We start from the raw sequence: 11,588 nt of genomic DNA on the forward strand, positions 1-11,588 counted from the left end.
CCCGCGCGGCTCACAGCGCGGCGGTGAGCCGCCACAGCGCCTCGCGGTCGACGGAGGCCGAGCGGTCCAGCGGGCTCAGCACCACATCGGTTGCTCCGGCGTCGAAATAGCGGCGCACCTGGCGCAGCACCGACTCCTCCGGCCCGATCGCGGCGAGCTCAACAGCATTGGAAAGTCCTTCTCGGGCAATCACATTGCGATACGACGGGATGGTCTCGTAGAAGCTCAGCTGCTGCGCGGCGGCGGCGCGGGCGCCCTCCACGTCGTCGGACAGCAGCACCGGCACCGCGGCGATGATGCGCGGCGCCGGGCGGGCCGCCTCGGCGGCCGCCTTGGTGATCCGGGGCACGATGAACTCCTCGATGGTCCGGGGCCCCGCCAGATAGGGCAGCGTCCCGTCGGCCAGTTCGCCGGTGACCTGCAGCGCCTTGGGTCCCATCGCCGCCACGTACACCGGGATCGGGGTGCCGCCGGGGACCCGCACCGGAAAGCTGGGGGCGGCGCACAGTTCGCTGCCGTGAAAGTCGACGGCGCCGCTGTGAAAGACCGACCCCAGGATGGTCAGGTGCTCGCGCAGCCGCGTGATCGTGTTGGGCCATTCGGTGCCGAACGTCCGGCGTTCCAGGTCGGCCGCGCCCAGCCCCAGCCCGAGGCTGAAGTTGCCGTGCGCGGCGGCCTGCGCCGTCTGCGCCAACGAGGCCACGATCAGCGGGTGACGCGGGTTGATCGGCACCACCGACGTGCCGACGCCGAGCCCGGGCACCGCGGTCCCCACCAGCGCGGCCAGCGCGATCGCGTCATAGCTCTGCTGCTGGGCCAGCCACACCTGCTCGACCCCGAACTCGTGGGCGCGTCGGGCCTGGGCGATCACGTCGTCGACCAGATTGGCGGCGTCGGGGTGGGCCATGAGAATGATTCCGGCGGACATGTCGTCAACCAACGCGGGCGCCCGCGCGACAATTCCGGGCGGCCCCGGGCGCCGCGATTGCGCCGACGGGCGGCCGCCGGCGCCGGCACCGATACTGGGTTCCATGGTTGAGGCATCCGAGGGCACGCTGGAACCGATCGGCGCCGTCCAGCGCACCCTGGTGGGGCGCGAGGCCACCGAGCCGATGCGGGCCGACATCCGGCTGCTCGGCGCCATCCTGGGCGACACGGTGCGCGAGCAGAACGGCCAGCAGGTGTTCGAGCTCGTCGAACGCGCCCGGGTGGAATCGTTCCGGGTGCGGCGCTCCGAGATCGACCGGGCCGAGCTGGCCCGGATGTTCGCGGGCATCGACATCCACCAGGCCATCCCGGTCATCCGCGCCTTCAGCCATTTCGCGCTGCTGGCCAACGTCGCCGAGGACATCCACCGGGAGCGCCGCCGGGCGATCCACGTCGCCGCCGGCGAACCGCCGCAGGACAGCAGCCTGGCCGCCACCTACGCCAAACTCGATCGCGCACAACTCGATTCGGCCACGGTGGCCGAGGCGCTGCGGGGCGCGGTGGTGTCCCCGGTGATCACCGCCCACCCCACCGAGACCCGGCGGCGCACCGTCTTCGTCACCCAGCACCGGATCACCGAGCTGATGCGGCTGCACGCCGAGGGGCACACCGAAACCGACGACGGCCGCAACATCGAGCTGGAGTTGCGCCGCCAGGTCCTCACGCTGTGGCAGACCGCGCTGATCCGGCTGTCCCGCCTGCAGATCACCGACGAGATCGAGGTGGGGCTGCGTTACTACGCCGCCGCCTTCTTCAAGGTCATCCCGCAGGTCAACGCCGAGGTCCGCAACGCGCTGCGGGCCCGCTGGCCCGGCGCCGACCTGCTCGACGAGCCGATCGTGGCACCCGGCTCCTGGATCGGCGGCGACCGCGACGGCAACCCCAACGTGACGGCCGACGTGGTGCGCCGGGCCACCGGCGACGCCGCCTACACCGCGCTGGCGCACTATCTGGCCGAGCTGACCGCCTGCGAGCAGGAGCTGTCGATGTCGGCGCGCCTGGTCGCGGTCACCCCCGAGCTGGCCGCGCTGGCCGAGGACTGCGCCGAGAAGGCCCGCGCCGACGAGCCGTACCGGCGGGCGCTGCGGGTGATCCGCGGCCGGCTCACCGCCACCGCCGGCGAGATCCTGGACCGCCGACCGCAACACGAGCTGGACCTGGGTTTGCCGCCGTACGCCACGCCGGCCGAACTGCGGGCCGACCTCGACACCGTCGACGCGTCGTTGCGCGCGCACGGCAGCGCGCTGCTGGCCGACGACCGCCTGGCCCTGCTGCGAGAAGGCGTGCGGGTCTTCGGGTTTCACCTGTGTGGCCTGGACATGCGGCAGAACTCCGACGTGCACGAGGAAGTGGTGGCCGAGCTGCTGGCCTGGGCGGGCGTGCACCCGGACTACCGGTCGCTGCCCGAGGACGAGCGGGTGGAGCTGCTGGCGGCCGAGCTGGGCACCCGCCGGCCGCTGGTCGGGGACCGCGCGGAACTGTCCGAGCTGGCCGACAAGGAGCTGGGTGTGGTGCGCGCGGCGGCGCACGCCATCCGGCGGTACGGCCCGGCCGCCGTGCCCAACTACGTCATCTCGATGTGCCGCTCGGTCTCCGATGTGCTCGAGGCCGCGATCCTGCTCAAGGAGGCGGGGCTGATCGACGCGTCGGGCCCCGAACCCTATTGCCCGGTGGGCATCTCGCCGCTGTTCGAGACCATCGAGGACCTGCACAACGGCGCGGCGATCCTGCACGCGATGCTCGAGCTCCCGCTGTACCGGGCGTTGGTGGCCGCCCGCGGACAGAGCCAGGAGGTGATGCTGGGCTACTCCGACTCCAACAAGGACGGCGGGTACCTGGCGTCGAGCTGGGCGGTGTACCGCGCCGAGCTGGCGCTGGTCGAGGTGGCCCGCAAAACCGGAATCCGGTTGCGGCTCTTCCACGGTCGTGGCGGCACCGTCGGGCGCGGCGGCGGACCGAGCTACGAAGCGATCCTGGCGCAGCCCCCCGGCGCGGTGAACGGCTCGCTGCGGCTCACCGAGCAGGGCGAGGTGATCGCCGCCAAATACGCCGAACCTCAAGTGGCGCAACGCAATCTGGAAAGCCTGGTGGCCGCCACGCTGGAGTCGACGCTGCTCGACGTCGAGGGCCTGGGCGACACCGCCGAACCCGCGTATGCCGTGCTCGACGAGGTGGCGGTGCTGGCGCAGCGCGCCTACGCCGAATTGGTGCACGAGACACCGGGTTTCGTGGACTACTTCATGGCCTCCACCCCGGTCAGCGAGATCGGCTCGCTGAACATCGGCAGCCGGCCCACCTCACGCAAGCCCACCGAGTCCATCGCGGATTTGCGCGCCATTCCCTGGGTGCTGGCCTGGAGTCAGTCCCGGGTGATGCTGCCCGGTTGGTACGGCACCGGTTCAGCGTTCGAGCAGTGGATCGCGGCCGGCCCGCAGAGCCGGGCCGAGCGGGTCGACATCCTGCACGACCTGTACCGTCGCTGGCCGTTCTTCCGCAGCGTGCTGTCGAACCTGGCCCAGGTGCTGGCCAAAAGCGACCTGGGCCTGGCCGCGCAGTACGCCGAGCTGGTCGACGACGCGGCACTGCGGCAGCGGGTGTTCGGCAAGATCGCCGACGAGCACCGCCGCACCATCGCCATGCACAAGCTGATCACCGGCCAGGACAACCTGCTCGCCGACAACCCCGCGCTGGCGCGTTCGGTGTTCAACCGCTTCCCCTACCTCGAGCCGCTCAACCACCTGCAGGTGGAGCTGCTGCGCCGCTACCGCAGCGGCGACGACGACGAACTGGTGCAGCGCGGCATCCTGCTGACGATGAACGGACTGGCCAGCGCGCTGCGAAACAGCGGCTGACGACACGCGAATTGCTCACCCCGGCGGCCCGGTCGCGCATACGCTGAGCCGACGCGACCTCGACCAAGGAGACCCGTGAGCGGACCCGGCCTTCCCCTGTGGCTGCTGCTGGTGTGCGCGGTCGCCGCCGCGATCGCGGTCGCGGTGGGTGCCATCTGGCTGGGGCGCCGGCTGCTGCACGGCCGGCAACAGAACCCGGCGATCGCGTCGTCTCTCACCGTCGTCGGGTTCGTCTACGGTGCGCTGCTGGGCTTCACCGTGGTGGCCACCTGGGAGCACTTCTCGTCCACCCAGGTCGTGGTGTCCGCCGAGGCGTCGGCGCTGACCACCATGTACCGCCAGAGCGTGGCCATGCCGGAACCGGAACGCACCGAAATCCAGGAGCTGCTGCGCAAATACGCCGGCGCGGTGGCCGGTCCGGAGTGGAACAAGCAGCGCAACGAGGGCGCCCGCGCCGCGATCACCCGGATGTATCGCACCGTCGGTCGCCAGCAGCCCAACATCGCCGCCCGGCCGATCAATCAGCAATTCCTCAACCAGCTGAGCGAGCTGGCATCCGACCGCAACGAGCGGATCGTCGGCACCAAACCGCGCATACCCCCGCTGCTGTGGGCGGGCCTGATCTTCGGCGCGGTGGTGCTGGTCGCCTTCACCGGTTTCCTGCGGCTGGGCAGCACCGTCGGCCACGTCGTGGTGTCCGGCACCGTCGCGGCGCTGCTTGCGCTGCTGCTGTGCACCGTGTTCGAACTCGACCACTCGTATGCCACCGATCAGCGCATCACGTCCGGGCCGTTCCAGCACGCCCTGGACATTTTCGACGCCGTCGACAACGACAGCCGCTACTTCCCGCGCTGAGCGTTGGCGTTGCGTCACCGCGCTGCGGCGTCGTTATGGTTGAGTTGGCCGCGCCGCCCGCGTGCCGGGGGCGCCTACACCAACGGGGGAGGTTGGCATTTGAAGACCATCACATTCGGCAAGACGGGGCTCGAGGTTTCCCGGTTGGCGTTCGGCACCTGGGAGTTCTGCAGTGACTGGGGCCATGCCGACGAGGACGCCGCGATCACCATGATCCGCAGCGCCCGCGACCTCGGGATCAACTTCTTCGACACCGCCCAGCAGTACGGCTTCGGGGCGTCTGAACGCCTGCTGGGCAAGGCTTTGCGCGACGACCTCGCCCGCGCGCGCGACGAGGTGGTGATCGCCACCAAGGGTGGACTGCGCGCCACCGACAGCGGACTGGTCCGCGATGCCAGCCCACAATGGCTGCGCAAGGGCGTGGAGTCCAGCCTGACCGCGCTGGGCATCGACCACATCGACGTGTACCTGGTGCACTGGCCCGACCCCCGGATGCCGGCCGCCGAAACCGCCGGGGCTCTCGCGGAATTGGTGTCGGAGGGCAAGATTCGGCATGTCGGGGTGTCCAACTACGACACCGCGCAGGTGGAGGAGTTTTCGGCCACGCTGCCGGTGGAGGTCGTGCAGCCGCCGTATCACCTGTTTCGGCGTGACATCGAGGACACACTGCTGCCGTATGCCCGCGAGCACGACATCGGGGTGATGGTGTACGGCCCGCTGGCGCACGGTTTGCTGACCGGGACGGTCAAGCCGGACACCCGGTTCGCCCCGCAGGATTGGCGCGCCAAGAGCGACATCTTCAGCGGTGACGGCTTCCTGCGCAACCTGGAAGTCGTTGCGCAGCTTCAGGAATTGGCGTCCGACCTGGGGGTGACGATCAGCCAGCTGGCGATCGCGCGGGTGCTGGCGCAGCCGGGTGTGCACGTCGCCATCGTGGGCGCCCAGCACCTGCACTACCTGCAGGAGAGCGCCCGCGCGGCCGACGTCACGCTGTCGGATGCCGACCTGGCCGCCGTCGACAACATCCTGGCGGCGGCGACACCGGTCGGCGGGCCCTATCCCGAGATGCACCAGAAGGCGAGCTGAGTCAGCCCTTCAGCAGCTCACCGACATGCGCGGTGACGGAATCGGCAAGGGCCTGCAGGTCATAACCGCCTTCCAGCACCGCCACCAGCCGGCCGTCGCAGAGCTTTTCCGCCGACTTCATCAATTCCCTTGTGACCCAGCCGAAGTCGTCGGTCGTCATGGTCAGTGAGCCGAGCGGATCGCGTTCGTGGGCGTCGAAGCCGGCGGACACGATGATCAACTCGGGTGAGAAGGCTTGCAGCGCAGGCACAATCCGATCGGTGAAGGCGGCCCGCAATTCGGCGCCGCCGTCCCCGGGTGCCAGCGGAGAGTTGAAGATGTTGCCCACCCCGGTTTCGGCCGCCGCGCCGGTGCCGGGAAACAGCGGCATCTGGTGGGTGGACGCGTACAGCACGCTGGGGTCGGAGTAGAAGATCTGCTGCGTGCCGTTGCCGTGGTGCACGTCGAAGTCGACGATGGCCACCCGCATCAGCCCGTGCTTGCGCTGAGCGTGCCGCGCGCCGATGCTGATGTTGTTGAACAAGCAGAAGCCCATGGCCCGTTCGGTTTCGGCGTGATGCCCCGGCGGACGGCACGCCACGAACGCGTTCTGCACGTCACCGGCCAGCACCCGGTCCACGGCCTGCAGCGTGGCGCCCACCCCGCGCAGCGCCGTCTCCCAGGTCGAGGGCTCCATCATGGTGTCGCCGCCGTCGAGGTAGACGTAACCGTGTTGCGGCCGCGCCGCTTCCAGCGCGTCGACGTAGCGGTTGGAATGCACGTAGCGCGTGGCCGCCAACTCGGCCGGCTCGGCCGTCTCGCGCACCAGCGCGTCGAACCCGGGCCGGCTCAGCGCGGCCGCCACGGCGCGGTACCGATCAGGGCGCTCCGGATGGCCGGGTGCGGTCCGGTGGGCGGCGAAGTCGGGATGGTGCAGCAGCAGGGTGGCCATCGAGGTTCCGCCGGGCGGCTACTGTGCGGTCCGGTTGCGCAGCCGATCCACCAGGCCGCGCACCGCGTGCTCGGTGACCGACAGCGGCGACATCACGGTCTCGCCCACCTTCACCAAGTCGTCGACCCGCGCGACGATCGCCTCCACCGGCTCGACCAGCACGATCAGCCGCTTGGCCAGATCGTCCAGGCTGGCCAGGGTGCCGTCCAGGTGGTCCAGGCCGGTCTCCATCCGCTCCACCGTGGCGTTCAGCGCCGCGAGGGAACTGCTGAGCTCCTTGAGCGTGCTGCTCAAACCGTCGAGGACGTCTTCGACCTGCTCGACCGTTTTGTCGGCGTTCAGCGCGGCCTGGGTGAGCGTCTTGATCCGGCTTCGCTCTTGGCCCCCGCGCACGGTTCTGTCTGCCATGCCCGTCATTATCACCCGCCCCGGGCCGCGGCAGGCCCCGACGGTGCGGCTAGCCCTGGACGGCGGTGCCGGGCGGCAGCTTGGCGGCGGCCTCCCGGTCGAGCAGCCACAGCGTGGTGTCCAGCCCGACCGCCCCGGCTGCGGGCACCGAGACCGGGGCGGCGCCGTTGATGGCCGCGGCCACCGCGTCGGCCTTGCCGGCGCCCGACACCATCAGCCACACCTCGCGGGAGCGCGCAATCGCGGGCAGCGTCAACGTGATTCGCTGTGGGGGCGGCTTGGGGGAGTCCTCGACCGGCACCACCATGCGGGTGGACTCCAGCACCGCGGGGGTGTCCGGGAACAGCGAATTGATGTGGCCCTCCGGGCCCATGCCCAGCAGGTGCACATCGAAATTCGGGACCGGCTGCCCGGGCGCGGCGTTGGCGGCCAGCAGCTGCTCGTAGGCCAGCGCCGCCGCGGCCAGGTCGCTGCCGAATTCGCCGTCGCTGGCCGGCATCGGGTGCACCTGGCTGGACGGAATGTCGACATGGGACAGCAGCGCCTCACGCGCCTGCTTCTCGTTGCGCTCGTCGTCGTCCTCGGGGACGTAGCGTTCGTCGCCCCAGAACAGGTGCACGGCCGACCAGTCGATCGGCCGCCCCGCCAGCGACTTCAGCAGCCCGATGCCGTTGCCGCCGCCGGTCAGCACGATCAGCGCCCGGCCCCGGGCCGCCACGGCGTCGGCGATGGTGTCGGCCAGTCGCGCCGCGGCGGCGGTGACCAGGGCCTGGCTGTCCGGGAAAATTTCGATGCGGGTGCTCACACGTATTGCACTTTCTCGATGCCTTCCAGCGCTGATTGATAAATCTCGTCGGCGTCCAGCCGGCGCAGGTCTTCGGCCAGACACTCGCCGGTTTCCCTGCGCGCCAACGGAAGTAGGGCATCCGGGCGGGACGTGCGGCTCAGCGTGGCGGTGCGGCCCTCCTGCGGGCGGCTCAACACGATGGTTTCGCTGCTGCGCGCCAGTTCGACCTTGAGCTCGCCCACCGCCCGGCGCACCGGGCCGTCGATGCGGCTGGCCAGCCAGCCGGCCAGGACGTCGAGCGCCGGCTCGGTCTTCAAACCCGACACCAGCGCCGATTCGATCGGCTCGTGCGGCGCCAAGTCGACGGCCGCGGCCAGCAACGCCCGCCAATAGGTGATGCGCGCCCAGGCCAGATCGGTGTCGCCCGCGGTGTAGCCGGGCAGCCGGCTCTTGATCGCCGCCAGCGGGTCGGCCCCGTTGGTCGCGTCCGTGATGCGGCGAATCGCCAACCGGCCCAACGGATCCTGCGCGGGCACCGCGGGCGCCACGTCCGGCCACCAGACCACCACCGGGATGTCGGGGAGCAGGAACGGGGTGACCACGCTGGCGGCGTGCCCGGACAGTGCCCCGGACAGCCACAGCACCACGACCTCGCTGGCGCCGGTGTCGCCGCCGGCGCGCAGCTGCGCGTCCAGGCGGGGTTTGTCGGCGTACGGGTTGCCCCGCAGCGTGACGATGATCCGGCTGGGGTGTTCATGGCTGGCGTCGTTGGCCGCCTTCAGCGACTCCTCGAGGATCTCCTCGCTGTCGGGCGCGATGATCAGGGTCAGCACCCGGCCCATGGCGACGGCGCCGACCCTTTCCCGCAGTTCGTCCAGCTTCTTGTTGACCGCGGTGGTAGTGGCGTCCGGCATGTCAATTATCAATTGCGCCACTCCTCCTCATCGCTGCGCTCTGCATCGTCGTGGCGCGTATCAATTGCGCCACTCCTTTTCATCGCCAGGAGTCATGGCCGCCGCCATTCGCGGCCCGTCCGGTGCAGCATCTCGAACGCCGAATCCGGGCCCCAGGTGCCGGCCTCGTAGGGCTCGGGCCTGCCGCCGCTCGCCCAGTTGTCGAGCACGGGATCGAGGATGTGCCAAGCCAATTCGACTTCGGCGTTGACCGGGAACAGGGACGGCTCACCCAGCAGCACGTCGAGGATCAACTGCTCGTAGGCCTCCGGTGATTCCTCGGCGAACGCCGACCCGTAGGAGAAGTCCATGTTGACGTCGCGGACCTCCATCGCGGTGCCCGGCACCTTGGAACCGAACCGCAGCGTGACACCCTCGTCGGGCTGCACCCGGATCACCATGGCGTTGGCGCCCAGCTCATCGGTCATCGTCGCGTCGAACGGCAGATGCGGCGCGCGTTTGAACACCAGGGCTATCTCGGTCACCCTGCGGCCCAAGCGTTTTCCGGTCCGCAGGTAGAACGGCACCCCGGCCCAGCGGCGGGTGTCCACCTCGAGGGTGATGGCGGCGAACGTCTCGGTGATCGAGTCCTTGGCGAAGCCCTCCTCGTCGAGCAGCCCGACCACCTTCTCGCCGCCCTGCCAGCCCGCGGTGTACTGGCCGCGGCTGGTGGTCTCGTCGAGCGGGTGGGCGAGGTGGGTGGCCGAGAGCACCTTGATCTTCTCGGCCTGCAGCGCCAACGGGCTGAAGCTGACCGGCTCTTCCATCGCGGTCAGCGCCAGCAGCTGCATCAGGTGGTTCTGGATGACGTCGCGCGCGGCGCCGATGCCGTCGTAGTAGCCGGCCCGCCCGCCCAAGCCGATGTCCTCGGCCATGGTGATCTGCACGTGGTCGACGTAGTGCGAGTTCCAGATCGGGTCGAACAACTGGTTGGCGAACCGCAGCGCCAGGATGTTGCGGACCGTCTCCTTGCCCAGGTAGTGGTCGATGCGGAAGACCGACTCCTCGGGAAAGACGGCGTTGACGGCCTTGTTCAGGCTCTGCGCGCTCTCCAAGTCGTGGCCGAACGGCTTCTCGATGACAACTCGGCTCCAGCGGTCGCCCTGCGGGCGGGCCAGCCCGGACTTGTGCAGTTGTTCGCACACGACGGGGAAGGACTTGGGCGGGATGGCCAGGTAGAAGGCGTGATTACCGCCGGTGCCCCGCTCGGCGTCGAGTTTGTCCAGCGTCTCGGCGAGCCGGCCGAACGCCTCGTCGTCGTCGAAAGCGCCTGGCACGAAACGGAATCCCTCGGCCAGCCGATCCCAGTTCTCCTGCCGGAACGGGGTGCGGCAGTGCTCCTTGACGGCCTCGTATACCACCTTGCCGAAATCCTGGGTGCTCCAATCCCTTCGGGCGAAGCCGACCAGCGAGAAGCTGGGCGGCAGCAGCCCGCGGTTGGCCAGGTCGTAGATGGCGGGCATGACCTTCTTGCGGGCCAGATCGCCGGTGACGCCGAAGATCACCATTCCGCACGGCCCGGCGATGCGCGGGAGCCGCTTGTCGCGCTTGTCGCGTAACGGGTTATGCCATTGCTGCGCGGTGCGAGCCGGGCTCATTTGGAGGCGGAGCCCAGCTGCTTCTGCGTTTCCTCCATCAGCTCGGTCCAGGAATCCACGAACTTCTCCACGCCCTCGTTCTCCAGCACCACGAAGACGTCCGGCAGGTCGACGCCGACCGCGGCCAGTTCGTCGAACACCCGCTGGACGTCCGGACCGGTGCCGGTGACGGTGTCGCCGCGGATCACGCCGTGATCGGCGACCGCGTCAATCGTCTTCTCCGGCATGGTGTTCACCGTGTTGGGAGCGACCAGTTCGGTGACGTAGAGGGTGTCGGAGTAGTCCGGGTTCTTCACCCCCGTCGACGCCCACAGCGGGCGCTGCACGCGGGCCCCGTCGGCCTTGAGCGCCTGGTAGCGCTGGCCGCCCTCGAACACCTCCTGGTAGGCCGCGTAGGCCAGCCGGGCGTTGGCCACGCCGGCCTGCCCGCGCAGCGCCAGCGCCCGCTCGCCGCCGATCTTCTCCAGCCGCTTGTCGATCTCGGTGTCCACCCGGGACACGAAAAACGAAGCCACCGAATGGATCTTGGACAGGTCGTGGCCGGCTTCGCGCGCCTTCTCCATGCCGGCAAGGTAGGCGTCCATCACGGCGCGGTACCGCTCGACGGAGAAGATCAGCGTGACGTTGACCGAAATCCCTTCGGCCAGAACGGCGGTGATGGCCGGCAGCCCGGCCTGGGTCGCCGGGATTTTGATGAACAGGTTGGGCCGGTCGACGATCTTCCACAACTCGACGGCCTGGGCGATGGTCTTGTCGGTGTCGCCGGCCAGCCGCGGGTCCACCTCGATGGACACCCGGCCGTCGACACCGTCGGAGTTCTCCCACTCGCGGGTCAACACGTCGCAGGCGTTGCGCACGTCGTCCGTGGTGACCGTGCGGATGGTGGCGTCGACGTCGGCGCCCCGCGCGGCCAGTTCGGCGATCTGGCTGTCGTAGGCGTGGCCCTCGGCGAACGCCTTCTGGAAGATCGACGGGTTGGTGGTCACGCCGACAACGCATTTGGTGTCGATCAGCTCTTGCAGGTTGCCCGACCGCAGCCGGTCCCGGGACAGGTCGTCCAGCCACACGGAAACCCCCGCGGCGCTCAGTGCCGCGAGGTTAGGGTTCTGAGCGGTCATGTGAATTACCCTT

General features: G+C 69.6%; 10 protein-coding genes. 3 read left to right on the forward strand and 7 right to left on the reverse strand.

What is annotated here, in order from left to right:
- Positions 1-10 precede the first annotated feature (10 nt).
- Complete coding sequence (locus MAA44156_RS05560) at positions 11-1,033, reverse strand: LLM class F420-dependent oxidoreductase (protein WP_009977605.1); 1,023 nt, start codon at positions 1,031-1,033, stop codon at positions 11-13.
- Here MAA44156_RS05560 and ppc point away from each other — a divergent pair.
- From ppc to MAA44156_RS05575, 3 genes are all read left to right on the forward strand, one after another.
- A complete protein-coding gene (gene ppc, locus MAA44156_RS05565) occupies positions 1,032-3,839 on the forward strand; it encodes a phosphoenolpyruvate carboxylase (protein WP_009977603.1) in 2,808 nt (935 codons plus the stop codon). The two genes, MAA44156_RS05560 and ppc, sit on opposite strands and share 2 nt — an antisense overlap.
- Before the next feature lie 75 nt (positions 3,840-3,914).
- Positions 3,915-4,694: a bestrophin-like domain gene (locus MAA44156_RS05570; RefSeq protein ID WP_009977601.1), complete on the forward strand. Its 780-nt coding sequence runs from the start codon at positions 3,915-3,917 to the stop codon at positions 4,692-4,694.
- 99 nt (positions 4,695-4,793) lie between these two features.
- Complete coding sequence (locus MAA44156_RS05575) at positions 4,794-5,780, forward strand: aldo/keto reductase (RefSeq protein WP_009977598.1); 987 nt, start codon at positions 4,794-4,796, stop codon at positions 5,778-5,780.
- Between the two features lies 1 nt (position 5,781).
- On the opposite strand, the gene MAA44156_RS05580 is transcribed toward MAA44156_RS05575, so the two are convergent.
- From MAA44156_RS05580 to tal, 6 genes are all read right to left on the reverse strand, one after another.
- On the reverse strand, positions 5,782-6,711 hold the full coding sequence (locus MAA44156_RS05580) for a histone deacetylase family protein (protein WP_009977596.1): 930 nt from the start codon (positions 6,709-6,711) through the stop codon (positions 5,782-5,784).
- Between the two features lie 18 nt (positions 6,712-6,729).
- Entirely contained in the window at positions 6,730-7,128 is a 399-nt protein-coding gene (locus MAA44156_RS05585) for a hypothetical protein (protein WP_003876065.1), read from the reverse strand.
- A 40-nt stretch (positions 7,129-7,168) separates the two neighbouring features.
- Positions 7,169-7,924: a 6-phosphogluconolactonase gene (gene pgl, locus MAA44156_RS05590; RefSeq protein WP_009977594.1), complete on the reverse strand. Its 756-nt coding sequence runs from the start codon at positions 7,922-7,924 to the stop codon at positions 7,169-7,171.
- Positions 7,921-8,832 (reverse strand): glucose-6-phosphate dehydrogenase assembly protein OpcA, encoded by a 912-nt coding sequence (gene opcA, locus MAA44156_RS05595; RefSeq protein ID WP_009977592.1) that lies wholly within the window; start codon positions 8,830-8,832, stop codon positions 7,921-7,923. Before opcA ends, pgl begins: the two co-directional genes overlap by 4 nt.
- Before the next feature lie 80 nt (positions 8,833-8,912).
- Complete coding sequence (gene zwf / locus MAA44156_RS05600) at positions 8,913-10,457, reverse strand: glucose-6-phosphate dehydrogenase (protein ID WP_009977591.1); 1,545 nt, start codon at positions 10,455-10,457, stop codon at positions 8,913-8,915.
- Complete coding sequence (gene tal, locus MAA44156_RS05605; RefSeq protein WP_009977583.1) at positions 10,454-11,575, reverse strand: transaldolase; 1,122 nt, start codon at positions 11,573-11,575, stop codon at positions 10,454-10,456. The genes zwf and tal overlap by 4 nt, the downstream gene beginning before the upstream one ends.
- Positions 11,576-11,588 lie beyond the last annotated feature (13 nt).

Source organism: Mycobacterium avium subsp. avium (assembly GCF_009741445.1).
GTDB classification, from domain to species: domain Bacteria; phylum Actinomycetota; class Actinomycetes; order Mycobacteriales; family Mycobacteriaceae; genus Mycobacterium; species Mycobacterium avium.

Coding starts and splice junctions, on each gene's coding strand:
- MAA44156_RS05580 (WP_009977596.1), bottom strand. CDS start 6,711: ATGGCCACCCTGCTGCTGCACCATCCCGACTTCGCCGCCCACCGGACC.
- zwf (WP_009977591.1), bottom strand. CDS start 10,457: ATGAGCCCGGCTCGCACCGCGCAGCAATGGCATAACCCGTTACGCGAC.
- tal (WP_009977583.1), bottom strand. CDS start 11,575: ATGACCGCTCAGAACCCTAACCTCGCGGCACTGAGCGCCGCGGGGGTT.
- MAA44156_RS05560 (WP_009977605.1), bottom strand. CDS start 1,033: ATGGAACCCAGTATCGGTGCCGGCGCCGGCGGCCGCCCGTCGGCGCAA.
- MAA44156_RS05585 (WP_003876065.1), bottom strand. CDS start 7,128: ATGACGGGCATGGCAGACAGAACCGTGCGCGGGGGCCAAGAGCGAAGC.
- ppc (WP_009977603.1), top strand. CDS start 1,032: ATGGTTGAGGCATCCGAGGGCACGCTGGAACCGATCGGCGCCGTCCAG.